This is a genomic window from Alishewanella agri BL06, from assembly GCF_000272005.1.
GTDB lineage: Bacteria > Pseudomonadota > Gammaproteobacteria > Enterobacterales > Alteromonadaceae > Alishewanella > Alishewanella agri.
Genome location: NZ_AKKU01000015.1, coordinates 294,130 through 319,024 on the forward strand (window position 1 = coordinate 294,130; position 24,895 = coordinate 319,024).

At 52.8% G+C, this 24,895-nt stretch carries 25 protein-coding genes; 10 read left to right on the forward strand and 15 right to left on the reverse strand.

The features are described from left to right. Positions 1 to 30: 30 nt before the first annotated feature. On the reverse strand, positions 31 to 879 hold the full coding sequence (rsmI, locus tag AGRI_RS09450) for a 16S rRNA (cytidine(1402)-2'-O)-methyltransferase (protein ID WP_008984719.1): 849 nt from the start codon (positions 877 to 879) through the stop codon (positions 31 to 33). A gap of 105 nt (positions 880 to 984) precedes the next feature. Between rsmI and AGRI_RS09455 the strand changes: the two genes are divergently transcribed. Genes AGRI_RS09455 through dolP form a run of 4 tightly spaced genes read left to right on the forward strand, consistent with a single transcriptional unit; the run spans position 985 to position 4,328 of the window. After that, on the forward strand, positions 985 to 2,814 hold the full coding sequence (locus tag AGRI_RS09455) for a penicillin-binding protein activator (RefSeq protein WP_237713054.1): 1,830 nt from the start codon (positions 985 to 987) through the stop codon (positions 2,812 to 2,814). A 7-nt stretch (positions 2,815 to 2,821) separates the two neighbouring features. After that, positions 2,822 to 3,166: a YraN family protein gene (locus AGRI_RS09460; RefSeq protein WP_008984721.1), complete on the forward strand. Its 345-nt coding sequence runs from the start codon at positions 2,822 to 2,824 to the stop codon at positions 3,164 to 3,166. Positions 3,167 to 3,177: 11 nt separating this feature from the next. Next, a complete protein-coding gene (locus tag AGRI_RS09465) occupies positions 3,178 to 3,765 on the forward strand; it encodes a D-sedoheptulose-7-phosphate isomerase (protein ID WP_008984722.1) in 588 nt (195 codons plus the stop codon). Beyond that, entirely contained in the window at positions 3,765 to 4,328 is a 564-nt protein-coding gene (gene dolP / locus AGRI_RS09470) for a division/outer membrane stress-associated lipid-binding lipoprotein (RefSeq protein ID WP_008984723.1), read from the forward strand. Before AGRI_RS09465 ends, dolP begins: the two co-directional genes overlap by 1 nt. Before the next feature lie 45 nt (positions 4,329 to 4,373). Here dolP and AGRI_RS09475 read toward each other — a convergent pair whose 3' ends face one another. Beyond that, the gene (locus AGRI_RS09475; RefSeq protein ID WP_008984724.1) at positions 4,374 to 5,051 is read right to left on the reverse strand and encodes a DUF599 domain-containing protein; all 678 of its coding nucleotides are present in this window, start codon (positions 5,049 to 5,051) and stop codon (positions 4,374 to 4,376) included. Positions 5,052 to 5,313: 262 nt separating this feature from the next. Between AGRI_RS09475 and recQ the strand changes: the two genes are divergently transcribed. Beyond that, entirely contained in the window at positions 5,314 to 7,134 is a 1,821-nt protein-coding gene (gene recQ, locus AGRI_RS09480; protein WP_008984725.1) for a DNA helicase RecQ, read from the forward strand. Here recQ and AGRI_RS09485 read toward each other — a convergent pair. Then, positions 7,092 to 7,412, reverse strand: a complete 321-nt coding sequence (locus tag AGRI_RS09485) for a c-type cytochrome (RefSeq protein ID WP_008984726.1) — start codon at positions 7,410 to 7,412, stop codon at positions 7,092 to 7,094. The genes recQ and AGRI_RS09485 overlap by 43 nt on opposite strands. On the opposite strand from AGRI_RS09485, the gene AGRI_RS09490 reads away from it, so the two are divergent. Together AGRI_RS09490 and AGRI_RS09495 are read left to right on the forward strand one after the other, a co-directional pair. Further along, positions 7,411 to 8,676, forward strand: a complete 1,266-nt coding sequence (locus AGRI_RS09490; RefSeq protein WP_008984727.1) for a 7TM diverse intracellular signaling domain-containing protein — start codon at positions 7,411 to 7,413, stop codon at positions 8,674 to 8,676. The two genes, AGRI_RS09485 and AGRI_RS09490, sit on opposite strands and share 2 nt — an antisense overlap. A 115-nt stretch (positions 8,677 to 8,791) precedes the next feature. Next, positions 8,792 to 9,397, forward strand: coding sequence for a YkgJ family cysteine cluster protein (locus tag AGRI_RS09495; protein WP_008984728.1), 606 nt, complete (start codon positions 8,792 to 8,794; stop codon positions 9,395 to 9,397). Between the two features lie 47 nt (positions 9,398 to 9,444). Here the strand turns inward: AGRI_RS09495 and AGRI_RS09500 are convergent, their stop codons facing one another. Then, a complete protein-coding gene (locus tag AGRI_RS09500; protein WP_008984729.1) occupies positions 9,445 to 10,464 on the reverse strand; it encodes a zinc-binding alcohol dehydrogenase family protein in 1,020 nt (339 codons plus the stop codon). Further along, entirely contained in the window at positions 10,461 to 11,450 is a 990-nt protein-coding gene (locus AGRI_RS09505) for a DUF4862 family protein (RefSeq protein WP_008984730.1), read from the reverse strand. The genes AGRI_RS09500 and AGRI_RS09505 overlap by 4 nt, the downstream gene beginning before the upstream one ends. 163 nt (positions 11,451 to 11,613) lie before the next feature. On the opposite strand from AGRI_RS09505, the gene AGRI_RS09510 reads away from it, so the two are divergent. Beyond that, a complete protein-coding gene (locus AGRI_RS09510) occupies positions 11,614 to 12,276 on the forward strand; it encodes a thiol:disulfide interchange protein DsbA/DsbL (protein WP_008984731.1) in 663 nt (220 codons plus the stop codon). Between the two features lie 64 nt (positions 12,277 to 12,340). Here the strand turns inward: AGRI_RS09510 and AGRI_RS09515 are convergent, their stop codons facing one another. Genes AGRI_RS09515 through waaA form a run of 3 tightly spaced genes read right to left on the reverse strand, consistent with a single transcriptional unit; the run spans position 12,341 to position 15,896 of the window. Then, positions 12,341 to 12,649, reverse strand: a complete 309-nt coding sequence (locus tag AGRI_RS09515; RefSeq protein ID WP_008984732.1) for a hypothetical protein — start codon at positions 12,647 to 12,649, stop codon at positions 12,341 to 12,343. A 12-nt stretch (positions 12,650 to 12,661) separates the two neighbouring features. Next, a complete protein-coding gene (locus AGRI_RS09520) occupies positions 12,662 to 13,843 on the reverse strand; it encodes a BaiN/RdsA family NAD(P)/FAD-dependent oxidoreductase (RefSeq protein WP_008984733.1) in 1,182 nt (393 codons plus the stop codon). Between the two features lies 1 nt (position 13,844). Then, positions 13,845 to 15,896, reverse strand: a complete 2,052-nt coding sequence (waaA, locus tag AGRI_RS09525) for a lipid IV(A) 3-deoxy-D-manno-octulosonic acid transferase (RefSeq protein WP_008984734.1) — start codon at positions 15,894 to 15,896, stop codon at positions 13,845 to 13,847. A gap of 110 nt (positions 15,897 to 16,006) precedes the next feature. Between waaA and AGRI_RS09530 the strand changes: the two genes are divergently transcribed. Further along, positions 16,007 to 17,023: a glycosyltransferase gene (locus AGRI_RS09530; protein ID WP_162098370.1), complete on the forward strand. Its 1,017-nt coding sequence runs from the start codon at positions 16,007 to 16,009 to the stop codon at positions 17,021 to 17,023. 62 nt (positions 17,024 to 17,085) lie between these two features. On the opposite strand, the gene AGRI_RS09535 is transcribed toward AGRI_RS09530, so the two are convergent. The 7 genes from AGRI_RS09535 to prlC all read right to left on the reverse strand — a co-directional run bounded on the left by AGRI_RS09535 (position 17,086) and on the right by prlC (position 23,319). Continuing rightward, a complete protein-coding gene (locus AGRI_RS09535; protein WP_008984736.1) occupies positions 17,086 to 17,877 on the reverse strand; it encodes a glycosyltransferase family 25 protein in 792 nt (263 codons plus the stop codon). A 12-nt stretch (positions 17,878 to 17,889) separates the two neighbouring features. After that, positions 17,890 to 18,630, reverse strand: coding sequence for a hypothetical protein (locus tag AGRI_RS09540; RefSeq protein ID WP_008984737.1), 741 nt, complete (start codon positions 18,628 to 18,630; stop codon positions 17,890 to 17,892). A 100-nt stretch (positions 18,631 to 18,730) separates the two neighbouring features. Then, positions 18,731 to 19,204, reverse strand: a complete 474-nt coding sequence (locus tag AGRI_RS09545; RefSeq protein ID WP_008984738.1) for a peroxiredoxin — start codon at positions 19,202 to 19,204, stop codon at positions 18,731 to 18,733. A 45-nt stretch (positions 19,205 to 19,249) separates the two neighbouring features. Then, complete coding sequence (locus tag AGRI_RS09550) at positions 19,250 to 19,993, reverse strand: class I SAM-dependent methyltransferase (protein WP_008984739.1); 744 nt, start codon at positions 19,991 to 19,993, stop codon at positions 19,250 to 19,252. Next, the gene (locus AGRI_RS09555; protein WP_008984740.1) at positions 19,990 to 20,691 is read right to left on the reverse strand and encodes a DNA-3-methyladenine glycosylase I; all 702 of its coding nucleotides are present in this window, start codon (positions 20,689 to 20,691) and stop codon (positions 19,990 to 19,992) included. The genes AGRI_RS09550 and AGRI_RS09555 overlap by 4 nt, the downstream gene beginning before the upstream one ends. 53 nt (positions 20,692 to 20,744) lie before the next feature. Beyond that, positions 20,745 to 21,236: a hypothetical protein gene (locus AGRI_RS09560; RefSeq protein ID WP_008984741.1), complete on the reverse strand. Its 492-nt coding sequence runs from the start codon at positions 21,234 to 21,236 to the stop codon at positions 20,745 to 20,747. A 31-nt stretch (positions 21,237 to 21,267) separates the two neighbouring features. Further along, entirely contained in the window at positions 21,268 to 23,319 is a 2,052-nt protein-coding gene (prlC, locus tag AGRI_RS09565) for an oligopeptidase A (protein WP_008984742.1), read from the reverse strand. Between the two features lie 212 nt (positions 23,320 to 23,531). Here prlC and gorA point away from each other — a divergent pair, with 212 nt between their 5' ends. After that, a complete protein-coding gene (gene gorA / locus AGRI_RS09570) occupies positions 23,532 to 24,887 on the forward strand; it encodes a glutathione-disulfide reductase (protein WP_008984743.1) in 1,356 nt (451 codons plus the stop codon). Positions 24,888 to 24,895 lie beyond the last annotated feature (8 nt).

Consider the following 24,895-nt stretch of genomic DNA (forward strand, 5'->3'; position numbering starts at 1 on the left):
TATACGCGAGAATCGCGTTAAGGGCTAACGCTAATCTGTTTGCCAACTTAGCGCCAGCTGATAGAGCGCGTTTTTCTTTTCATTATGAATTTGTGCCGCCAGCGCTGCCGCTTGCTTCAGTGGTAATTCGGCCAACAGAATTTTTAGCGTACGCTGTACTTCCTCACTGACCGCCTCGTCGGCTTTGGTTGGTGCCGGGGCAATCATCAACACCATTTCACCCTGACAACGCTGCGGGTCTTCTGTTAACCAGGTTGTAATGTCTGCGGCAGTACCACAGGCAAAATGTTCAAAGGTTTTGGTGAGTTCTTTTGCTAGCACCAGCTGCCGTTCTGGCCCAAACACCGCCACAACATCTTGCAGCGTATCCAGAATCCGCCGTGCGGTGTCATAACAAATAATAGTTCCCGCTGCTGCCGGTACTGCAGCCAATTGCGTTTGCCGTTGATTCGACTTTGGCGCCAGAAAGCCAATAAACTGGAATTTGTCGGTGGGTAGGCCGGCGGCACACAACGCAGTAATCAGCGCACAGGGGCCTGGGATCGGAATGACCGGCACGCCGGCTTCCCGACACAGCCTGACCAGGCTGTAACCAGGGTCACTGATCAAGGGCGTACCGGCGTCAGAAATTAATGCGACATCTTCGCCAGCCAGACATTTTTCAATAATACTGGCCGCGCGCTGCTTTTCATTATGGTCGTGTAACGCGAACAGACGATTACTGATCCCAAGGTGTTGTAATAACTTACCACTGTGTCGGGTATCTTCAGCTGCGATACAGCTAACTTGCTGTAAGGTACGGATGGCACGCTGGCTAATATCGTCCAGATTGCCAATAGGGGTGGCCACCACAAAGAGGGCGCCGCTTTGTTTAGTCATAAGTCGCTATTTATTTGAGCTTAACCGGTAGTGTCAGTAAGATAACACCATTAACAGCCTATGGTACTGTGCATTGTGAAAACCAGCAAATTTAAGCCTCTTTTTTTGTTAGCCTTAGCCGGCCTGCTCAGCAGTTGCTCGCAAACCCCTGCGCCAACCCAGGTCACACCGGTAACAGCCAGTGAAATTACGCCACCGCCGGCAAGCGCTGAGCCGGAAACTGTCAGCGCCCAGCTGTTATTTCAGCGCGCACGCCAGCTGCAGGGCTCGGCACGCGAACAACAGTTGTTAGCAGCTGCACAACAGGCGCTGATTGAACAAGACAACAGTCTGGCTCTGGCTATTGCTGACACTCTGCAATTGAGTGATTCGGCGCAAATCCGCGCAGCTAACCATCTGGTGCTGTTACAAGCTTATTTGCAAAATAATGAGCTGGCGCTGGCAGAGCAACTGCTGCAACAAACCCCGCTGACGCAAATTCCCCTTGCTGATCGCCCCGCGTTTTTATGGGCCAGCGCTGCACTGCAGCAACGACAACAACGCGGCTATGCTGCCGCACGGGCAATGTTGCAGCTGGATGAACTGCTTGCCAACCAGCGTCAGGTGGTTGCCAGTTATCCGGAATTACCCGACCATCTTTGGCAGCAACTCAGCGTACTGGATAATACTGAGCTGGCTAACCTGAAAGTCGGTGCCGGACAACGGACACTGGGTTGGCTTAACTTGTTAGAGCTGGTGCGGGCGAATCTGGGCCAACCGGCGCAACTGGAACAAGCCCTCGCCGACTGGCGGCAACGTTACCCAACCTTAGCGGCATTAGCGGACTTACCCGCCAGCTTGCAACAACAGCTGGCGTTACAGCCATACCAACCGCGCAAGATCGCGGTATTACTGCCATTGAGCGGGCAGTTCCGGCAACACGCCAGAGCGATACAATATGGTTTATTGGCTGCCGCTGCCGCCGATCAAACCTCAGGCCGGCAACTGATTTTTCTCGACAGTCAGCAGCCAGTACCACTGTTGCAACAACAGCTGGCCAGCCAGCAGGCCGACTTTGTTATCGGGCCCTTGTTACGGGAACAAGTGGAAGCGATCAGCCAGTTAACTGATTGGTCCTACCCGACCTTGTTTTTAAATAGCCGCGATACCAACCGGGCTGCACAGCCAGATCGCTTTTACTTCGCGTTAAATATGGAAGATGAAGCGACACAAATGGCACAGCTCTTTGCCCGCAAAAATTATCAAAGGCCAGTGGTCATCAGTGCCCGCAACACAATTAGCCAACGCATGACGCAGCAATTTAGCCGGCAGTGGCAGCAACTGGGCTTTGAGGCACCGGAGAGCTATCAGTTTGACGCGCGGGACGAACTAGAAGCTCTGGTTACCCGGTTATTGGAAACCGATAACAGCCGGGAGCGCATCCGCCTGATTTCAGGTCTGATCCCCGGTAAGGTGGAGACGGAACCGCACAGCCGCAAAGATATTGACGCAATTTATCTGATTGCAGATCCAATTCAAACCCGGATGTTTAAGCCTTTTATCGATGTCTCTGTCAGCCAACACGGCCCACGCTTACCGGTTTATGCCAGCTCACGCAGTTTTAGCGTGGGTGGCGATGCCAATGATCTGCGCGATTTAAATGGCCTGACCTTTACGGAAACGCCCTGGTTATTGGGCGAGCAACATATTCAGGCGGTGCGTGAGCAATACTTGCAGCTGTTCCAGGATCAAGACGAGACGTTACAACGACTATTTGCGATGGGCTACGATGCGTTTCAACTTATCGGCAGTTTAAAACAACAACGCCAGCTGCCGTCACTAAGCTATCCGGGCTTTACCGGCCGCTTAACCGTCAGTGCCCAAGGCGATATTCAACGCCAGCTCAGTTGGGCCAGTTATCAGACTAACCGGCTGGTTTCGGTGCAGGAACCTTAATACTGCGATGAATACCCAGGGCGAGCTTTATGAACAACTGGCCGCAGACTATCTCGCGGCCCAGGGGCTGCAGTTGGTCAGCCGTAACTTTCAGTGTAAAGCCGGCGAAATTGATTTAATTATGCGTCAGGGTCAGTATTGGGTATTTGTTGAGGTAAAATATCGGGCCAGTAACGCTTATGGCGGCGCTCTGGCCGCGGTTACCCGTAGTAAACAGCTTAAAGTGATTAGGGCGGTGCAACTTTACCGCCAGCTGCACCGGCTTGGCGACCAACCATGTCGTATTGATGTACTGGCAATTGAGGGCCGTGGCCCCTACCAGTACAACTGGCTAACCAACGCCTTCAGTTAACAGGACTCAGGATGCAGGAACATATCAGACATCTGTTTAGCGAAAATATTCAAACCATGATCGCCACCAGCGAAGCGTTGGCCGGTCCGATCGAAAGCAGCGCCCTGTTGATTGTTGAGGCGCTGATTAACGGTGGTAAAGTCATCTGCTGTGGTGAGGGTGCTACTGCCAGTCTGGCTGGACATTTTGCCCAATTGCTGCTGGACCAGTTTGAAACCGAGCGGCCCTGTTTACCCGCTTTTGCGCTGCAGGCCGATGCCTCCAGCCTGCAACCCGCTAATCAGCCCAATTATGATTATCTGGCCCGCCAGGTTCGGGCGCTGGGACAACCTGCAGATATTCTGTTAGTGATTTCACTAAATGGTGCAGAACAGAGTTTACTGCGCGCTACGGAAGCGGCACTGACTAACGATATGAAAGTGATAGCGCTTACGGTTGACAACAGTAGCGAATTATCCGGCTTGTTAAATCAGCAGGATGTCGAACTCAAGGTGCCAGCACACCGGCCAGCCCGGGTAGTAGAGTGCTATACCTTTTTACTACATTGTTTATGTGAGTTAATTGATATGACGCTGTTTCCGCAGCAAGGAGAGTTTTAATGAGTAAACTGATTCCCGTTCTCGCCGCCCTGATGTTGCTGCAAGGCTGTGCGGCAGCAGTGGTTGCCGGTGGTGCGACAGCGGTGACTGCCGCCAATGACCGTCGCACCCTTGGCTCGCAAATTGACGACAATGGTATCGTAATCAAGGCCAGACGCGCGCTGAGCCAGGACGGCTTAACCGCCAAGGGCAGCAATATTAACGTCACCAGCTATAACGGTGTGGTGCTGCTAACCGGGCAAACCGCCAGCGAGCAGGTCAAAGATCAAGCACAGCGGCTGGTACAGGATATTCCAAGCGTCAAACAAGTACATAACCAGATTCGGCTCGGTAATAATACCTCGCTGACCACCCGCACCCGCGACAGCTGGATCAGTACCAAGGTAAAAAGCCAGCTGCTTGCTGATGAACAAGTCAGCGGCTTAAACATTAGAGTGATCACCGAAAACCAGGAAGTGTTTTTAATGGGCCTGGTCGGCGGCCCCGAGGCAGATAAAGCCGTTGATATCGCCCGTAATGTGGAAGGCGTAGTGCGCGTAATTAAGGCGTTTGAACAGCCTTAAGTCCGGGCGTTGGCTTTGTACTGATAACCGGCTGATTACCGGTTATCAGCATTCCTGTAAGGCTTTCAAAATTTTAGAGTGAAATTCCCGCTGTTTCAGGATCAGCACTACCAGCACCGTCACCACCATAAAGATCCAGGCATCAATAAACCAGGTCAAAGCGGCCAGCGAAAAGTATATAGCTCTTAAGCCATAGTTGAACGAGTGACCGGCCTGATCAATGACTTTAGCCGTGCGGTTAGCGTACAACAGTTGTTCTTCGTCAGTCAGGGCTTTACCGTCCGGCGCAGCGCCGATTAACACACCGCCAAAGCCATACTGGCGTAACGACCAGGTAAACTGAAAAAAACCAAACACATAAATAAAGGCTAACAGCAGAATTTTTACCTGAATTTGCGTTTCCGACTGCACACTCCACGGGATCAAGCCGCTGAGTACATGACTTAGCCGCTCACTGGAGGTTAATACCGTCAACAAACCGGCCAGAATCAGCAAACAGCTGGAGGCGAAAAACGACACATTGCGTTCCAGTGTGGAAATCAAGCCGACGTCGGCCATTTTATTATCGCGGCGCAGCATCTGTTGCATCCAGTGATTGCGTTTACGGCGCATTTCAAAGGATAAACAACTCACTACCTTAGCCTTGCGCTTGGCATACAGCGTATAACCACTCCATACCAGACTAAACCAGCCCAAGGCCAGAATATCGACCCAACTTAACATATGCGCCCCCACTGCTGCTATTGAACTCTAGTGTACACCTAAACGCAAAGGTTAGACATAACATACAGTTAAGACGAGTCTCGTGCCAAGCACGATCGGTACGCCTTAATCTTTATGTCCTTACTCCGGAGTCATAATTCCCTCACTGCTAAGCCAATTGCTTGCAGTGTTATGGCTTAATCGTCTCCGGCAAAGTAAGCGGGACTGTAAACCGTCGGCTTTTCTGCATACAATAGCGGTTTTGCAAACAGGTGGAGTCCGGGTGCCCGAGCAACTGCTTACAGCGTTAAAACAGATCTTCGGTTACAGCAGTTGGCGAGATGGTCAGGCTGAGATCATTGCTGCTGCTCTGGCCGGACGGGACTGTTTTGTGCTGTTACCGACTGGCGGCGGCAAGTCACTCTGTTATCAGTTACCCGCGCTGCAATTACCCAAAGTCACTGTCGTGGTTTCCCCATTGATGTCACTGATGAAAGATCAGGTCGACACCTTGCAGGCCAATGGTATCGCAGCGGCCTATGTTAACAGCAGCCTGAGCCGCGAAGCGGTGCTGGAGGTACTGAATCAGCTGCGTTATGACGAGTTAAAGTTACTGTATGTCGCGCCAGAGCGCTTGTTACAGCCGCAGTTTATTGAGCGCTTGCAGGAAGTCGGCGTTAGCCTGTTCGCCATTGATGAAGCCCATTGTGTCTCTCAGTGGGGCCATGATTTCCGGCCAGACTATATGGCACTGGCGCAGCTGCGGCAACATTTCCCCGGCGTACCGGTAATGGCGTTAACCGCTACGGCCGATCCGGCGACCCAGCAGGATATCGTGCAGCAGCTGGCGTTACAGCAACCCTTTATCCATCGCGGCAGCTTTGACCGCCCGAATATCCGCTATACGGTACAGGAAAAATTCCGGCCGCTGGAGCAGTTGCTGGCGTACCTGAAGCAACAAGAAAACCACAGCGGCATTATTTACTGTAGCTCGCGGCGTAAAGTCGATGAGCTGACGGCCCAGCTACAGGAAAAAGGCTTTAAAGCCGCCGCTTATCATGCTGGGCATGATGCCACGCACCGGCAGCAGGTACAGGATGCCTTTAAACGTGACGATCTGGCGCTGATTGTTGCCACTGTTGCTTTTGGTATGGGGGTTGATAAACCTAATATCCGCTTTGTGGTGCATTTTGAATTGCCACGTACCATCGAGGCGTATTATCAGGAAACCGGCCGCGCCGGTCGCGACGGCGTCGCGGCAGAAGCTTTGCTGTTGTTCGATCCGGCCGACATTGGCCGGATGAAACGTTGGTTGCAAACCGAAGAGAACAACCTTCGGGCTGAAGTGACCTGGCAGCGCTTTTTATCGATGGCCGCTTTCGCTGAAGCTCAGACTTGCCGGCGTTTAGTGTTACTGAACTATTTTGGTGAAGCCCGGCAACAGCCGTGTGGTAACTGCGATATTTGCCTGAATCCGCCACAACGTTTTGATGGCACTGAACTGGCGCAAAAGGCACTGTCTTGTGTGTACCGGGTTAATCAAAACTTTGGTTTGCATCATGTGATTGAAGTATTGCGCGGCAGCCAGAGCCAAAAGGTACTGGATTTAGGCCACGATAAACTTTCCACCTGGGGTCTGGGCAAGGAGCTGAGTCACGATTACTGGTTAAGTATCTTCCGGCAATTGATTCACCATGGCTTATTGCAACAGGATATCAGTCATCACTCGGTATTACGCTTGCTGCCGGTGGCACGGCCTATCTTGCGCGGTGAACAACGGCTACAACTTGCGGTACCGCGCTTACAAAGCGCACCCAAAATGGCCAGCAGCAAACTGGCTGTGCAACACTATGATCGGGTGTTATTTGCCCGGTTACGGGCGCTACGCAAAGCCATCGCCGAGCGGGATGATGTGCCACCCTTTGTGGTATTCAGTGATGCCACCCTGATTGATATGTGCCAGAAACTGCCAACAGATCAACCAACCATGCTCAGTGTCAGCGGTGTCGGACAGACGAAACTCAGCCGCTATGGCGATGATTTTATGACAGAAATTTGCCGTTATTTAGATGAAGATGTCCCTGCTGGGGGTAAACTGGCATAAAAGGCCGCGATATCAGCAATATCTTGTTCAGATAATCCTGCCGCCATCGGTGACATCACCGCATGACGGCGCTCACCGTCGCGATAGGCTTTAATCGCTAACTGCAGGTATTTCACTTTTTGACCGGCCAGATTTGGGTATTCGGCGATAACCGCTATACCATCCGCGCCATGGCAGGCAACACAGACGGCGGCTTTCTGCCGGCCACGCTCCGCATCAGTAGCCGAAACCAATCCTGATAACGCAAGCAGCAAGGCTGCAACAACAAACTTGTACATGACGATCCCTCTGTTCTATTATCATGCTTCTATTTATCCGCTAAAGCGGGTGTCGCATCAAGCCATCTGCACGTCTAAACTGGAGAATCTTAATTTGTTGTCGCTGCGAGCAGTTTGGCTGTATCTGGCACTGTTATGCCTTCCCTGTTTGGCTCAGGAGCAACCGGCACCGCAAGCTGAACAATTATTACAACAGGCATTACTGCTTGGTAATCTGCAATATCAGATCACACCGGCAAGCACGACCGCCGAACAATTGGTACGCGATCCGGCACAGTTTCATAGCTTCCGGCCACTGAGCGGACGGCAAGCCACCTTACGTCTCAATGAGCAACAAGTACTATGGCTATTGATTAAGGTCAGCAATCCTTATCCGGAAAGCTGGCAAGCCATGCTGTATTACCCGTTTTTGCCGGCTGACCGCATTAGCTTTTATCAACTGCAGCCTGAAATTCCCAGTGTCAAACTGCTGGGCAAAAGTGGCAGCCTGCTGCCCTACAGTGAAAGGGCGTTGCCGTTACGCGGCTACAGCCAGCCGATCCAGTTCAAAGCTAACGAACAGCACAGCTATTTGCTACAGATCCAGGACGCCGCTCTGCTCGGTACCCAGGTAAAACTGGGGACCTTGCCCATCCTGATGGCCGAAGAGCAGCAGCAATTAGTAGGTGAGGCGCTGCTCACTGGCGCCTTACTGCTGCTGGTTATATTTACCCTCGCCATTGCCAGAGCGCATCGTAACCCGGCCTATATCAGCCTGGCATTATTCTACCTGTGTTTTGCCCTGGTACTGAGTGTGCTAAACGGCTTAGGGTTCAGCTTGTTATGGCCAACCTATCCGGAGTTAAACCCGGTGTTGCTTTATATCAGTGTCGGGCTGTGTTTATTGGCCTTGACCCATTACTGTCGTCTGACTTTACTGCGCCAGTCTGGCAGCTGGGCCAGGTTGCTTAATGCGCTGGCCACCGCCAGCGCATTGTTACTGCTGTTTAGCCCGCTGTATGCCGATGGCGAATTGAAACTCAAATTACTGTTTAGCTGTGTTAGCCTGACCTTAAGTTTATGCATTATTCAAGCTTTACTGGTTAGCCTGACCACTAACCTGGCCGGCGCACCGCGTTATGCGCTGCTAAGCACCCTGGCAACGCTCTGTTTGCTACTGGTACAAGCCAGGCATTTAGCCGGCTTTGCCGACTGGCTTAATCCTGGCTTACTGCTGTTAGTCGCCATTACCGCCTTAGCATTACCGCAACCCCGCCCGAACTGACTATATTTTCGCCCCCCTCTTGCGCAGGTAATAAAGCGCCATTTAAAATGGCGCAGCGGCAATTCCGCCGTTTCTATTTGACTATTCATTTACAGTTATTTCGTTCGGAGTCTGTATGCAACGACTGCGTGAATTATCGCGTCGTGTTGAGGCTGTGTATGGCGAAATGGCGGACACCTTTTCCAGTTATCAGCAAGCTAGCGGCCTAACCTGCCGCAGTGGTTGTGGTGAGTGTTGTACTCAAACCACCATTGAAGCGACCGTGCTGGAAATGTTGCCGCTGGCATTACACCTGTTTGATCAGGGTAAGGCAGAGCAGACACTGACACAACTCGAAGAGTTACCAGAGGTTTCTGGCTGCTTTTTTTATCAACGGCTGTCTTTCGATGGCAAGCAAGGGCATTGCACCGTCTATCAGCAGCGGCCGAGCATTTGTCGGGTATTTGGCGCTGCCGGCTACCGCGACAAGCAACAACAAAAGTCGCTTTCAGTGTGTAAAGTGATCAAAAACGATAAGGCAGAACGTTATCAGCAGCACCTTATTATGCTGACTGAACAACCACCGCCGCTAATGATGCATGCTAAAGAGCAGGTCAGTCAGTTGGATTATGAATTAGGTAATAAACATTACCCAATCAATCTGGCGATGCGAATGGCGCTGGAAAAGGTACTGTTTAAAGCTTACTACAGTAGCTTTGATAACGATCAGCAAATTGCCTGAGACTGACATTATGCTGGCTGCGATATGAACCGCAGCCAGCGATGCCGCTAGAACCCGCTTAATACGATTTTACCTACCGCCTTACCCGATTCGAGTAACGCATGAGCTTGTTTTAAATTGCTGGCATTAATGGTGCCATAGCTCTGCTTCAGCGTCGTTTTAATTTGGCCTTGCTCAATCAGCCGGCTTAAATCGTTGAGAATTTGTTGCTGCACCACCATATCGGCCGTACTAAACAGCGAGCGGGTAAACATAAACTCCCAATGCACTGAAATACTCTTTTGTTTCAGCGGCATAATATCGATGCCATTTGCCGGATCGTCGATCAGTGCCAATTTGCCTTGTGGCGCTAACAGCTGCACCAGTTCCGCATAATGCAGATCGGTTTGCGTCAGGCTGGCAACATGACTCACCGCAGCAATACCCAGTTGCTGTAATTGCGGGATCAATGGCTGGCTGTGATCTACCACATAATGCGCGCCCAATTCTTTCACCCATTGCTGGGTTTCCGGCCGCGAAGCGGTAGCAACCAGAGTCACCGTGGTCAGCTGTCGAGCCAGTTGCACCAGAATCGAACCCACACCGCCGGCCGCGCCGGTAACCAGTAATACCGGCTTAGGGTGCTTTAAGCTGGGCGTGGCTAATTCCAGACGATCAAACAATAACTCCCAGGCCGTCAACGCTGTTAACGGCAGGGCGGCGGCCTGCTCAAAATTCAGGTTGGCCGGCATTTTACCGACAATCCGCTCATCGACTAACTGATACTCGGCATTCGAGCCCTGCCGCTGCAAAGCACCGGCATAGTAAACCCGATCGCCGACCTGAAAATTGCTAACCTCCGGCCCGACCGCGACCACTTCACCTGCCGCGTCCCAGCCCAGCACCTTATATTCACCCGCTGGTGGCGCTGCCCGTTTCCTAACCTTAGTATCGACCGGATTCACAGAAATCGCTGCGACCTTTACCAGCAGATCGCGTCCGGTAGCAACCGGTTGCGGCAGTTCTATGTCTAACAAAGCAGCTGGTTCAGTAATAGCTAGCGATTGTTGATACCCTACAGCTTTCATGCTTGCTCCCCTTGTTCAGTTATCGCGGTATGTTGTTGCTGCAAAATGTTTAGCTGCGCCTGTAATAATGCCAAGCGCTCGGCCAGATTAGCAGTATGTGGTCGTACGCCTATTTTCAACCCCAATACGGTCAATGCCTGCAGTGGCGCGGCTGCCGCCAGGGCAGCGGCTACTTGCTGCTCCGTTAACCAGGACACTGGCGAGCCCAGCTCTGGCTGCAAGGCGTTGCGGATCGGCTGATGACTATCACGCCAGGCGCCATACTCACTCTCTGTATCGGATACGCCGGAAAACATTAATCCGGCCAATAAACCAGCTGTTTTTGCGGCTTGCAGATGTTGCACAGCAGTGGTGGGATCCCGGCCTTCAAAGACCGAACGTCCCCAGTTAATTACCACACCCAGGTTCGCCGCGCCTTGCTGTTTTAATTGGCTAAGTACCACCAGTTCATCCTGCAGGCTAAGAAAGCCTTTCGACGGTACTTGCGGTGGTAAGTACGCATCACAATGCTCAACCAGTAGGCGAGCACCTTGCCAATCCCAGCTAAGTAGCTCTTGTAGCGATGCGGCGAAACACTCGGCGTTACCAGCCACTTTGTTACGGGCCGGGGCGCTGTGCAGCATAATGGCGGTGACTGCCCGACGGCCAAGGTGTTGATTAAGTTTATGCACAGCTTGCTGCGCTGCGCGCATAAATTGCAGCGCTGCCTGGCGGCCTGCTTCGTCGGTTGAGGCCAAGCCAAAACCAGGCTGCTGCGCTAATGCATTCATTACCCCGGGAATGGTAGTAAAAACATAGTCCCAATGTGGCGCTAACTGTTGTAAGAACCAATTGTCATCGTATTGATGCAGTTGCCCCAGAAATGGATGCTCCAAACCTTTTACACTATCCAGTGTGGCCAAACTACGGTAATACGCAGCTTCGAGATCCGGGTCCCAGCCAGTGGTATTCGGAGAGGCGGCATAAGCGCCGAGAAAATATTGCATGCTCTATCCATTTGTCGCTGATAATCAGCCTATCATAACCTGATTTTACCGAGTGTGCTGTGTACTGCGTCGCGCGCCATCTGCCACAGCATTGTCACGGCCGGCTAAAGTTACTACACTGCGACAGCTCATCCACCCTGCTGCTTAGATTTTAAGGATTATTATGAAGTTTGTTGCTCTGTTATGCCTTAGCCTGTTACTCAGCGCCTGCTCGCCACAGCAAAATACCCCAGAGCCTGAAGCGGCTGTCAGTACTGTGCCAAGTCGTGTCTTTACTGCAGGTAAACACTATCAAGTCATGAGCGCCCCGTTAACAGATCCGGCTGCGCAGCAAGGCTTAACCGAATATTTCTGGCTTGGCTGCCCGCATTGTCAGAATTTTGAACCACTGTTAAAAGCCTATCTGGCTGAGCGGCCGCAAGTCTCGCTGCTACGCCGCCATCCTGCTTTAGGCGAGCGCTGGGCTTTTGATGCCAGCGTGTTCTACGCCCTGCAACTGGCCGGTCAAAGTGCGCATTTTGATGACTTGTTTGCGCTGTATCGTCAACAGCGCACCGAGAAAAATGCGCTGCCCGATCTGGCGGCTATCAATAGCTTTTTGGCAAAGCATCAGCTGGATGCCGGCCAATTCAGCGAACTGGCTAACTCAGAGCAGTCCAGAGCCATGATGGAGCAAGCTAACCGCGAAATGCTGGATAACCGTATTCAGGGTGTGCCGGCGATTGTGGTAAAGGGTAAGTATCTGGTCGGTACTGAGTTACCGGATGATATTCAGTCAAACGAAGATTATTTTCAGTTACTGGATTATCTGCTGCAAAAAGACTAACGCAGCGCACCTGAGCTGAAACCTCTGCAGCTTAGGCTGTCGCGCCAGAGCAAAACAGGCCGGATTAATCCTCCGGCCCGCTTAGTGTAAACACCAGATGTTTACGCAAATCTTTTAGCACATAACCCTTTTTCAGCATTAACGCACTCAGCCGCTTTTGCCACAGCAATAACTGTGGCTGCGCGGCTTCTAACTGTGCCTGCTCGGCAAATTGCAGCCGCACCAGCAACGAACCCGGAAAGGCTTCATATTCCATACTAAACCAGGCCTGCACGACACCGGCTAATTCCGCCAGCGCCTGCTGCTCCAGACTGGTCACCGCCGCCATCACGGCGGCCTGTTGTTTAAGTTGTACTTTAGAAAGTTTTTTCATCTTGCTTCTTATTCAACAATACTGCCCGGCGACCCAGCCGGAGCTCCAGGCCCATTGGAAATTGTAGCCACCGAGCCAACCGGTAACATCGACTACCTCGCCGATAAAATACAGACCCGGCTGTTTTTTGGTCTCCATGGTTTTGGACGATAGCTCATCGGTATCGACACCACCTAGGGTCACTTCAGCTGTGCGGTAGCCCTCAGTGCCGTTCGGTTTAAAAATATAGTGCTGCAGGCTGTCGACCAGCCGCTCAATACTTTTTGGATTTAGCGCTTTCAGCGGCTGATTTTGAAACAGCTTTAGCTCTAATAATTTCTCCACCAACCGCTTGGGTAGCACCCGTGCCAATGCGGTTTTTAGCTCCTGCGCCGGATGCTGTTGCTGCAACTCGGTGAGCAGCGCGGTTAAGTCTTGGCCTGCCAGCAGGTTAATCGTCAGCGCATCGCCAGGTTGCCAATAGTTGGAGATTTGCAAAATTGCCGGGCCGCTTAAGCCGCGATGGGTAAACAGCATATCTTCCGGAAACAGCACCTCATTGGCCTCGGCGGTCACCGGCAGCGATACGCCGCTGATTTCTTCAAACACGGCTTTATCGGCCGGTTGCCAGGTTAGCGGGACCAAGCCGGCGCGCAGTGGCAGCACCTTTAAGCCAAATTGCTCAGCCAGTTGGTAACCAAAGGCGGTAGCACCGAGATTGGGCAGGCTTAGGCCGCCGCTGGCAATCACCAGGCTTTGGCACTGCCGGCTGAGCTGTGGCGTAACAACCTGATACTGACCATCCTGATAGCTAACCGCCGTGATCTCCTGCTGTAGTGCAATCTGCACCCCGGCTTTATCACACTCCTGTTGCAGCATCTCAACGATATCTTTGGCGCTGTCATCACAAAACAGCTGGCCCAGCGTTTTCTCGTGGTAGGCAATGCCATATTGCTGCACCAGCGCAATAAAATCCCACTGCGTGTAGCGACTGAGTGCCGATTTACAGAAATGGCGGTTTTGCGATAAATAATTTGCCGGGCTGGCATAGATATTGGTGAAATTACAACGGCCGCCGCCCGACATCAGAATTTTGCGGCCGATACGTTTGCCATTATCCAGTACCAGGGTTTTACGGCCACGCTTCGCCGCTTCAATGGCGCAAAATAAGCCGGCCGCACCCGCGCCGACCACAATCACATCCCACTGCTGCATTTTAGTTGCGCTCCGCTACGGCGCTAAGCGACTGCTGATAGCCGGCTAGCTGATAACCGGCTAACAGCGCTGCCCAGTCCGTATCCTGCCAGTGGAACACGGCGAGTTTACCGCGCTCTTTATTGAAGGAGCGCAGCAGACGCGCTAAATTCTGCTCTGTCCACGGTCCCGGCTCACGGCGCTCGCATTTATCAAAATCAATCAGCCAGACCTTACCAGCGCTATCCAGCATAATATTGCGACAATTCAGATCCGAATGATAAACCCCCAGCCGGTGCATCTGTGCGATCGCCTGGCCCACGGCCTGCCATTCCTCAGCAGTCATGGCCCTTTGCTGCAAAATCGCCGCCAGATCTTTACTGTCCGGGATCAGCTCAATCAGTAAGTCAGCGCGATAAATTAAACCACTACGCTGATACCTTGCGGCTACCGGTCTTGGCACCGCCAGGCCCTGCGCACGCATCCAGCTTAATAACTGGTATTCCTGCATCGCCCGGCTTTGTGCCACCGGCTGCAGCCAGAATTGATCATGCAGCAGCTTACCGACCAGACCACCACGGTAATAATGCCGCAGCACCAGTTTATGCCCGCCATGTTGGACAAAATAGGCGGTATTGCGGCCGCTGGAGCTGCCAATCACCGCTTGCTGCTGTTGCCACCAGGCACTTTGAAACTGCTCAGCGGCGATCTCAGTAAAAAACGCCGGGTCGTACCAATAGCTGGCGTTACCGGCTTGCTTAGTCTGATAGGCTGAGGTGTGCGCTAAAGGCTGGCTTGGCATAAGGGTTCCTGCAACAATAAGGTTGATAGCATCCAGGGTACGCGCCGTGGCACCCTGCTGCCGGGAAAAAAACTGTTGGGCACGTTGCCCGAACTGTTGGCGTAAGGTGATATCGCTAAGCAGCTGACAACAGCTGGCAAACAGCTGCTCACTATCGGCCACCAGCACCACGGCCTGCTGTTGCTGCAGCTGCCGGTACGCCTCATTAAAATTAAAAATATGCGGCCCGCTTTGCACGGCCTTGCCAAAGCAAATGGCTTCCAGCGGATTATGGCCGCCGCGCTCGATTAAACTACCACCGATAAACACCAGATCGGCCAGCTGATACCAGGCCAGCAGCTCGCCCATCGAATCGCCGACCGCAATCTCGGTATCTGCCCCGGGTAACTGCCCGCTACTGCGGCGCCAGACGTGACACCCCTGGGCTTGCGCCAGCTGTGCGACCTTGTCAAAACGCTCCGGATGGCGTGGTACCAATAACAGTAATAACGCAGGGAAGCGCTGTTTTAAGCGTGGATAAAGCGCCAGTAACTGCTCATCCTCACCGGCATGGGTACTGGCAGCGACCCATACCAGCCGCGTTGTTAATAGCGGCGCAAATTCCGTTACCAGCTGCGCGGTTTGCGCTGGGATCGCCAGTTCAAACTTTAGATTACCCGTTACTTGCAGGGTATTGCCAAAACCCAGCGCCCGAAAGCGGCGGGCACTGGCGCGATCCTGGGTTAATAACAGGCTGATATTATTCAGTAACGGCCGGGTTAAGGCACTAAAACGACGATACCCCTTAGCTGAGCGGGCCGATAAACGGGCATTAACGACCACCACCGGAATGTGTCGTTTCCGGCAGGCGGCGAGTAAATTAGGCCACAGCTCTGTTTCCACAATCACCAGCAGCTTTGGCTGAAGCGCGTCTAAAAAGCGCCGGACACTGCCAGGGTAATCCAGTGGTAAATAGCAATGCTTTACAGTGTTGCCAAAGCGGCTACTGATGGTCGCCGAACCGGTTGGGGTAGTGCCGGTGACGGTCAGCGGCAGGGTCGGATATTGCTGCTGTAGCTGCTTAATCAAAGGTGTAGCGGCAATAGTTTCGCCCACTGAGACCGCATGCACCACTATGCCACCTGCTTGCAGCCCACGTTTTTTTAAACCCAAGCTAAAACGCTCAAGCAGACGCTGCCGGTACGCCGGATCCTTGCGTGAGCGCCAAACAAAATACAGCAGCAGCAACGGCAGCGTTAAATACAGCAATGCAGAATACAGATGCCTGAGCAACAGCCTATCCTTTTATCGAACCGGCCAGCAAGCCGGGCTTTAGCGAAAATGGCAATTAGTATAACATGGGCAGCCAAAGTCTGCGCAGCGGCGGAAACTGCAAAAAGCCTATGAAAATTGTCCATATTATCCTGACCCACAGCTTTGCCGGCAGCGAACGCTATGCCGTTGAGCTGGCCAATCTGCAAGCCGAGCAACAACATGATGTCACCTTGATTTTGCATCAGCGCGGCGCGGAACAGCGGCCCAATGCCATTGCCCACCGGGTATCGCCCAAGGTTAAAGTGCTGCTGGTTGGTGGCTTTAAACTGCTGGCGATCTATCGCACCCGTCGCCTGCTGCGCCAGTTAAAACCCGATGTTGCCCATGCACATTTAAGCGCTGCGTGCCGGGTATTACAAGGCGTAAAGGGTTTGTGCCTGCGGGTAGCAACCCTGCATATTCACTATAAAAAACAGCAGCATGCCAAGTTAGATGCACTTATTGCCATCGCCCCCTGGCAGTTGGCGGCGATCCCGGAGCCGCTGCGCCAGCACAGTGTGCAGCTGGATAACTGGTCAGCTGCGCGCCCTGCCAATGCTGATGCCCGGCAACGCCTGCGCGCCGAATATCAGATCCCAGCGGATGCCATCGTGATCGGCACTTTGGGCCGGGTTGAACAGAGTAAAGGCCAGGACGTGTTACTGGACGCCTTTAAACAGGCGGCGATCCCTAACAGCTATCTGGTGATTGTCGGTGAGGGGAAAAACTGGCAGGCGCTGCGCGAGAAAGCGCCGGCACAGGTTATTATGCCAGGCTTTAGCACCACGCCACAGGACTGGCTGGCTTGCTTCGATTGCTTTGTCAGTGCCGCCCGTACCGAGCCCTTTGGCCTGGTGTTTCTGGAAGCGATGCATGCCGGTTTACCGATTGTTGCCACCGCCACTGAGGGGGCGAAATACCTGCGACCACTGTTTAACAATGAGCTGGTGGGCATTGATAATGCCGCACATTTGGCAAAACGCTTACAGCAGCAAAGCCAGGATTTAGCACGCCGGCAATACCCGATGCAACGCTTTGAACCGAGCGCCAAAGCCGCCGAGGTATTGGCGTTTTATCAGCAGCAACTGGCAGCGCAACGCCTTTAAGTATCCTGCAAGCACTGCGTAAAAATACCGGAAAAACAAGGTGTCAGGGCGTGTTACACGCCCTAATTGGAGAGCCGGGTGCGTCCGGTTGGGTTAGGCCACTTTCGGGCCTGCAGCAAGGCCACTAAGCCATAGTGACGCAGGTTATGCCAAAGGTTTGCCAGGCTAAACTCCAGCCGCCGCCAGTAAAACACCCGGCGATTAACCTGCTCATTTTGCTTACCTGAAATAGTGCTTTCAAAGCCCAGATCGGGTTTAAAAATCAACGGCCACATCCCCATCGCCTGAAAGCCCAGCTGCCAGCTATATTGCATTGAGACATCCACTGGCCGGCCAAAAGGCAGCTCCCGTGCCAGCAAGAGTTTGGCACCGTCCAGGCTAACGGCTTGTGCCACCGCAGAAATCGGGTTCTTCTTAAAATGGATTAACGAAAAAGCTGGCTGCGGATTGCCGGCGATAATTTTCTGCTGCTTATTCGGCATCGCCAGTTTTAGCAAATGCCAGGGCTGCGTCAGCTCAGTAATGGCTTTAAGCAGCGCCGGCAGATCGCCATCAACCAGAAAATCATCTTCCAGAATCAGCGCAAAATCGAGTTGCTGCTCAACAATTTGCTGCCAGCAGCGGATATGGCTGATAAAGGCGCCCTTTTCACCAGGCTTGAGGATTTTATGATGCAGGCGCTGATTCAGAGCGGCGGAATAATACTGATTGATCTCAGCCTCACTCAGCGCGCGGCCATCGGCAGCATCAATTCTTTCTACTGGTAAATCAGGCCAGGCTGCCAATTGTGCCAGAGCCTGCTGGTAGCGCTCTGGAGAGCGCGCCAGATTGATAATAAAGATTTTATAGCGCATCGGGTCGCGGCCTTATTGCCACATATCCTTAACCCATTGCACCGGCAGCACGCGGCGATACCACTTGCCACTGACGCCGGCAATCGCATCTGGTGGATTCGGTTTACCATGGAAGGCCACGATCTTAGCGCCTTTAGGAATGGTGGCTGGCTTGAACCAGTTCATAATGCCTTTTGGTAAACAGTGACGCTTAAAGCTGACACACCAGCCCTCCGGCCAGTATTGTAACTTGCCCTGCCTCGCCAGATTCTGAGTCACAAACTCCTGCTCGTTACGCACCTTGGCCAGCTCGCGCTCTTTATGGTTTTTCAGCAGCTCAATTAAGTCGCTGTGGGCACCAATGTCATAACGGTAGACCGAGGTATTACCAGTATCATCTGACTTATCCCATTCTTTAATCACAAAGAACTCGCCTTTAGGCTCAAAGAAGCAGTCAATATTATCAACGATCACGACGTCCAAATCGATAAACAGCGTTGGGCCAGTCAGGTCATACAGCGGATCGGCAAAGCTGGTGACCTTTAACCAACCATGACCAAAGCTCCAGGGCTGGCGTTCATCAAAGTCTTTAAAGCCGACTTTTGGAATATCTTTTACTTCAATTTCCGGGTTAATACCGTCGCGATCATCCGTTAAGCAGACAAAGCGGTGTGGCAGCGTCAGGTTTCGCCGCACCATATTATGCAGCTTGTTTACATAGTCAGGACCGTACTTCTTGCCCCACTTAATACAGAGAATATTTACAGTTTGCATCAGGCATTCACCCTTGGAATAGATAAGACTATGATACCAGTTCTGGTATAAAGAAAAAGGGCAAGGCACAGGCCCTGCCCTGATAAGAGGTAGCGCGTTATTACAACGCCGCTAAAATCGTCTCGGCCTTACTGACTTCAAAGGTCTTTGGTGGCTCGACATTCAGCAAAGTGACAACGCCGTTGTCAACAATCATCGCGTAACGCTGCGACCGTAAACCACCAAAGTCGGCGGTTTCCATCGTTAAGCCAATGGCTTTATGAAAGCTGCCACCACCGTCGGCTAAAAAGGTAATTTCTTCCGCGTTCTGGCTATCCGCCCAGGCTTTCATCACAAAGGCATCGTTGACGGCGGTACAAACGATAGTATCCACGCCTTTGGCTTTGATCTGATCGGCCAGCGCAATATAACCCGGCAAATGCGCGGCAGAACAGGTCGGTGTGAAAGCACCCGGTACGGCAAATAACACCACTTTTTTGCCGGCGAAAACTTCGCTGGTAGTGGGGTTTTTCATGCCATCGGCGGTAAGTTGTGCGAAGCTAACTTCCGGTAAGGTATCGCCTACTTTAATCATTGCTTATTCCTTAGTGCGCCATAGCGCAAAGCTATTAAATTAATATCAGGCAATAGCCTGATTTATATACACATCAAAGCGGTTATTCTTGCCCTTTACCACTAGCTGCGGGCTTTGTTGCGCCAGCACTTCAGCATAACCGGGGCGTTTTACCACCACCCGGTAGCGCGCCAGCTGTAACGCCGGCGCCAGCAGTGCATCGGCATCGGTATCACTGCCCACCACGTCATGAAAGGCGCGCATTTCTTTTTTCACCAGCGCCGATTTTTCGCGTGGTGGGAACATCGGATCCAGATAGACCACATCGGCTGGCGGCAGTTCCGTCAGCGCTTGCAATGCCGGGGCAAAATGCAGTTGCATCCGCGCCGCGAGCTCTGCTGTGACCGGATTGGCCGCGGCCCGGCGCAAACCATCATACAGCAGTGCCGCCACCAGCGGATTGCGTTCTACCAGCGTCACTGTAGCACCAAGATTGGCCAGCACTAAGGCATCACGCCCTAAACCGGCGGTGGCATCAATAATACTCAGGTTGCGCTTTTTGTTCACACCACAGGCTTTGGCAATGGCTTCGTCTTTGCCACCGCCAAACTGTCGCCGGTAACTGGCGGCGCCACTGGCAAAATCCACCAGAATATCGCCCTGCTTTGGTAAGTCGGCATGACGCAATACCAGCGCCTGATCTGCCCAGCAGAGGTACCAACCAGCCGGCTCAGTAATAACCGTTAATGGGAAATGTTCCTGCAACTCATCGGCATAGTCCGCCGGTAACGAGGTGAGCAATACACTCATTGCTGCATCCCAGCATAGTTTTCGCCAATACTCAGCGCTATGGTTTGACTAATTTGCTGCAAACTTAGTCCGGATTCCTGCTGCCACTGATTAAACTGCTGCTGGATCTGTTGCAAGCTTTTTTTACTGCTACTGCTGCCATCAAACACACCATAGGCTTTCAGATAGGCTTCAACATCCTGGGTCAGTAAAAAGGTATCTTTACCGATGGCGCGCAGCGCATAAGGACCGGTATTGCCACCCAGCCGGGCACCATGCTTTTTCAGATAAGCCCAAAGCCCGATAATATCGCTTGTTGGCCAGTTAGCGATAAAATTTGCAAAGCTGCCATGCTCACGCTGCAGATGATAAATCATCAGCGCATTATCACGGATGGTAAATACTTTGCTTAAATTGCGGATAATCCGGGGATCCTGCGCTTTTTGTTCCAGCATTTCATCACTGAGCAGCAGCATTTTTTCGATATCAAAGTCGAAAAACACTTCGCAAAAACCCGGCCATTTTTGCCGCACCACTCGCCAGACAAAGCCAGACTGAAAAATTTTCTTAGTCAGCTCGGCTAACAGCAGATTATCCGGCAAGGCCGAGAGTTCAGCGGTAGTGCGTGGTTCGCCTAGCAAAGCTCGCAGCGCCGCCGGGCCGCCTTTACGGGCCTCGGCGCGCTGTAAAATCAGTTTAAAGGGTTCTGCCTGACACAAGCGTCTTACCTCGATCGTGGCCGTGTCAGTCACGGCCCTTAGCGTTGGAAGGATTAATAGGTCGCTTCATTAACCAGCGTACATTGACCGTTAACCAGTTGCACCTGCGGCTTAGGCACCACCGCACAGTCGGACATCCGGCCCAGCCGCAGATTCTCAGCCTCTGCTGCCTGATTATAGGCATTGATTTTATTCAGCACGGTCGCTTCATCTTTACCTTTAATTGATACTGCAACATACTCCGCTGGCCCACCGCACGGCTTATGCCCCAGCGGTAGCACCAGACACTGCTGTACATTGTCGGCGCTTTTATCGGCGATCAGCGCCAAGACTTCGCGGCGCAGCGCGGCAACGTCAGCCACTTGTTCTGGTCTTTCCATCAGTTGCTTCCTCGCTTGAGTCGCTTTAATCGGATCACGCTGCGGATCAATGGCTTCTACCAGCGGCGCCGGGGCAATCCGGGCTTCACCGGTGCCGGCCGCCTGTTGGCAGGCGCTGAGTGTTAAGGCTGCCGTCGCCAGCAACAGCGGGATTAGCTTGCTCATAGATTGTCCTTAAACTAATACAGTATCCAGTTTAACTGGCAATGCCCATATGTCGCAGCAAGGCCTCATTTGATGGCTCACGACCACGGAAACCTTTAAATAGCTCCATTGGCTCGGCACTGCCACCGCGCTCTAAAATCCAGTGCAGGAAATCCTGGCCGGTTTGCGGGTTAAATACGCCTTCTTCTTCAAAACGGCTAAAGGCATCGGCCGATAATACTTCGGCCCACAGGTAACTATAATAGCCTGCGGCATAGCCACCGGCAAAGATATGGCCAAAACTGTGCTGAAAACGGTTAAAGCGTGGCGGCACTATCACTGATACCTGGCTGCGCACCTCATCCAGCAATTGCTGGACCCGACCGCCCAGTGCCGGATCGTACTCGGCATGCAGCCGCATATCAAACAGGGCAAATTCCAACTGCCGCACTAAAAACAGCGCCGACTGAAAATTCTTCGCCGCCAGCATTTTTTGCAGCAAGTCGGCGGGCAGTGGCTCGCCGCTTTCATAATGGCCGGAGATCAGCTGCAACGCCTCGGGCGCCCAGCACCAGTTTTCTAAAAACTGGCTTGGTAACTCCACCGCATCCCAGGCCACACCATTAATACCGGCCACCGCAGCGGCATCGACTTGGGTTAGCATATGATGCAAGCCATGACCAAACTCATGGAACAGTGTAATCACTTCATCGTGGGTAAAGAGGGCTGGCTTGCCACCGACCGGTTTATTAAAGTTACAGGTCAGATAGGCGACCGGGGTTTGCAGCTGGCCATCGGCCAGCCAGCGCCGGCCACGGCAATCATCCATCCAGGCACCACCGCGTTTTTTGCTGCGGGCATACAAATCCAGATAAAAGCTACCGCGCAAGCTGCCATCGGCGGCGAAAATATCATAAAACTGTACATCCGGGTGCCAGACATCGACCCCGTCACGCGCCGCAATCCGAATACCAAACAGTTTTTCTAACACGGTAAATAAGCCCGGCACGACCTTGGTTACCGGGAAATAAGGCCGTAACTGCTCATCGGATACCGCGTAACGGGCTTGCTTTAACTTTTCGGCATAGTAGCTGATATCCCAGGCGTTTAAGCTGCTGACACCATACTCAGTTTGCGCAAAGGCGCTAAGCTCTGCCAAATCACGCTGCGCCTGTGGTTTGGCCTGACGCGCTAAATCAGTTAAAAAGTCCAGCACCTGCGCCGGGTTATCTGCCATCTTGGTTGCCAGCGACTCTTCGGCGGCATTGCTAAAGTCCAGCAGCTGCGCCAGCTCATGTTTTAAGGCCAGGGTTTCTTCAATAATGGCGCTGTTATCAAACTGTCCGGCCGTCGGGCCCTGATCTGAAGCGCGGGTACAATAGGCGCTGTACATTGTTTCGCGCAGGGCCGCATTATCGGCATAGGTCATTACCGCAATATAGCTGGGGAACTCCAGCGTAAATACCCAACCGCTTAGCTCACGGCTTTGCGCCTCTTCGGCCGCGGCAATACGCGCATCTTCCGGCAAGCCGGCGAGTTCAGCCTCATCTGTGACGTGCTTAAACCAGGCCTGAGTTGCATCCAGCGTATTGTTGGAAAAGGTAGAGCTTAATTCCGACAGCCGACTTTGGATCTCGCCATAGCGCTGCTTTTTCTGCTCTGGCAAACCGATACCGGATAACTTAAAGTCACGCAGCGCATTGGTGACCACTTTTTGCTGCGCCGCAGTCAGGCTGCTAAAGTCGGCGCTTTGCGCCAGCGCCTGATACTTTTGATACAGGCCCTCATGCTGCCCCAGCCAGGTACTAAAATCAGATAACAGCGGCAAGCAGCTCTCGTAAGCCGCTCGCAGCTCCGGGCTGTTGGCCACAGAATTTAAATGCGATACCGGTGACCAGAGCTTATTTAGCCGATCCGAGCCCTGCTCCAACTGCTCCACTATCGTCTGCCAACTGATCTCGCTACTGGCGACCACCTGCTCAACCACGGCTCTGGCGTCACTGATCGCCTGCTCCACCGCAGGTTTTATCTGCTCGGGCTGAATTTTCGAAAAGGGTGGTAAGTCAGTAAAGCTAAGTAACGGATTATCGCTCAGGGCAGTCATCGGTAGGGTTCCTGTAAAATTCGCTATTATGAATATGTTGGGGCCGGCTGGCATATTGTCAAGCGCCACTAGCCGTGTGTTTGCTAAATCCTGCGGCTTTACGCTTGTATTGCGCGCTGGTTAGCCCTATATCTGCTCTATCTATCAACCTGAGTTAGGGTTTAACCTTAAATCTGGTTCAGTTTTTACCCTATTAACTGACAGGCCCTGTTATGAATCGTCATTATGATTATCTTGCCATTGGTGCCGGTAGCGGCGGTATTGCCTCAGCCAATCGCGCCGCCCAACGTGGTGCTAAAGCAGCCGTTATTGAAGCCAAAGCCGTAGGTGGTACCTGTGTTAACGTCGGCTGCGTACCGAAAAAGGTAATGTGGTACGGCGCCCATATTGCTGAAGCGGTAAAATATAGCCCCAGCTATGGTTTTAACCTGGAACAGCAGGGCTTTGCCTGGGACACACTGGTCAAAAATCGTGAAGCCTATATTGAGCGTATTCATGGCGCCTATCAGCGTGGTTTTGCCAGTAATGGCGTGGAGCTGATCCAGGGCTTTGCCCGTTTTGTCGACCACAAAACGGTAGAAGTAAACGGTGAGCGCATTACCGCCGATCATATCACTATTGCCGTTGGCGGCCGCCCGACCAAACCTGATATTCCGGGGGCTGAGCTGGGGATCGACTCCGACGGCTTTTTTGCCCTGACGCAACAACCTACCAAAGCAGTCGTCGTCGGTGCCGGCTATATCGCGGTAGAAATTGCCGGTGTGTTGCATGCCCTTGGCACTGAAACGCATTTATTAGTGCGGGGCGATAGGCCACTGCGCAGCTTTGATCGCGATATTACCGACGCCCTGCTCAGCCGGATGCAGCAGGATGAAATGCAATTGCATACCGAAGCCGAGGTAGCGAAAGTGGAAGCCGCCGGCGAAGGCCGGCTAACGGTTTATCTGAAAAATGGCAGTATCCTGTTTAATGTCGATTGTCTGATCTGGGCCATTGGCCGTGAACCGGCAACCGATCAGCTTAACCTGGCCGCCGCCGGTGTGGTGCCAGATAGCGAAGGCTATATCCGCACCGATGCCTATCAAAATACCAATGTGCCGGGCATTTATGCCGTGGGTGATATTACCGGCGAAGCACAACTGACGCCGGTGGCAGTAAAAGCTGGCCGTATGCTGGCCGAGCGCCTATTTAACCCGGCTATGCCGGATGCGAAAATGGACTATTCGCTAATCCCCACTATCGTCTTTAGCCACCCGCCGATTGGCACTATTGGTCTGACCGAACAGCAAGCCATAGCGCAGTATGGCAAAGAGCAAATTAAAGTGTATCGCTCCAGCTTTGCGGCGATGTATAACGCCATTACCCCGCACCGCGCCCTCAGTACCTTTAAACTGGTGTGCTTAGGGCCGGAAGAAAAAGTCATTGGCCTGCATGGCATTGGCGAGGGCATGGACGAGGTGCTGCAGGGCTTTGCCGTTGCCATTAAAATGGGCGCTACCAAGGCTGACTTTGATGCCACCGTCGCGCTGCATCCAACGTCGGCAGAAGAGTTCGTGACCATGCGCTAGTGCGCCGG

Bases quoted from the DNA above. Each gene is read 5' to 3' on its own strand.
- rsmI (WP_008984719.1), bottom strand. From the start codon at position 879: ATGACTAAACAAAGCGGCGCCCTCTTTGTGGTGGCCACCCCTATTGGC.
- AGRI_RS09460 (WP_008984721.1), top strand. From the start codon at position 2,822: ATGAATACCCAGGGCGAGCTTTATGAACAACTGGCCGCAGACTATCTC.
- AGRI_RS09465 (WP_008984722.1), top strand. From the start codon at position 3,178: ATGCAGGAACATATCAGACATCTGTTTAGCGAAAATATTCAAACCATG.
- dolP (WP_008984723.1), top strand. From the start codon at position 3,765: ATGAGTAAACTGATTCCCGTTCTCGCCGCCCTGATGTTGCTGCAAGGC.
- AGRI_RS09475 (WP_008984724.1), bottom strand. From the start codon at position 5,051: ATGTTAAGTTGGGTCGATATTCTGGCCTTGGGCTGGTTTAGTCTGGTA.
- AGRI_RS09490 (WP_008984727.1), top strand. From the start codon at position 7,411: ATGACGATCCCTCTGTTCTATTATCATGCTTCTATTTATCCGCTAAAG.
- AGRI_RS09485 (WP_008984726.1), bottom strand. From the start codon at position 7,412: ATGTACAAGTTTGTTGTTGCAGCCTTGCTGCTTGCGTTATCAGGATTG.
- AGRI_RS09495 (WP_008984728.1), top strand. From the start codon at position 8,792: ATGCAACGACTGCGTGAATTATCGCGTCGTGTTGAGGCTGTGTATGGC.
- AGRI_RS09500 (WP_008984729.1), bottom strand. From the start codon at position 10,464: ATGAAAGCTGTAGGGTATCAACAATCGCTAGCTATTACTGAACCAGCT.
- AGRI_RS09505 (WP_008984730.1), bottom strand. From the start codon at position 11,450: ATGCAATATTTTCTCGGCGCTTATGCCGCCTCTCCGAATACCACTGGC.
- AGRI_RS09510 (WP_008984731.1), top strand. From the start codon at position 11,614: ATGAAGTTTGTTGCTCTGTTATGCCTTAGCCTGTTACTCAGCGCCTGC.
- AGRI_RS09515 (WP_008984732.1), bottom strand. From the start codon at position 12,649: ATGAAAAAACTTTCTAAAGTACAACTTAAACAACAGGCCGCCGTGATG.
- AGRI_RS09520 (WP_008984733.1), bottom strand. From the start codon at position 13,843: ATGCAGCAGTGGGATGTGATTGTGGTCGGCGCGGGTGCGGCCGGCTTA.
- AGRI_RS09530 (WP_162098370.1), top strand. From the start codon at position 16,007: ATGAAAATTGTCCATATTATCCTGACCCACAGCTTTGCCGGCAGCGAA.
- AGRI_RS09535 (WP_008984736.1), bottom strand. From the start codon at position 17,877: ATGCGCTATAAAATCTTTATTATCAATCTGGCGCGCTCTCCAGAGCGC.
- AGRI_RS09540 (WP_008984737.1), bottom strand. From the start codon at position 18,630: ATGCAAACTGTAAATATTCTCTGTATTAAGTGGGGCAAGAAGTACGGT.
- AGRI_RS09545 (WP_008984738.1), bottom strand. From the start codon at position 19,204: ATGATTAAAGTAGGCGATACCTTACCGGAAGTTAGCTTCGCACAACTT.
- AGRI_RS09550 (WP_008984739.1), bottom strand. From the start codon at position 19,993: ATGAGTGTATTGCTCACCTCGTTACCGGCGGACTATGCCGATGAGTTG.
- AGRI_RS09560 (WP_008984741.1), bottom strand. From the start codon at position 21,236: ATGAGCAAGCTAATCCCGCTGTTGCTGGCGACGGCAGCCTTAACACTC.
- prlC (WP_008984742.1), bottom strand. From the start codon at position 23,319: ATGACTGCCCTGAGCGATAATCCGTTACTTAGCTTTACTGACTTACCA.
- gorA (WP_008984743.1), top strand. From the start codon at position 23,532: ATGAATCGTCATTATGATTATCTTGCCATTGGTGCCGGTAGCGGCGGT.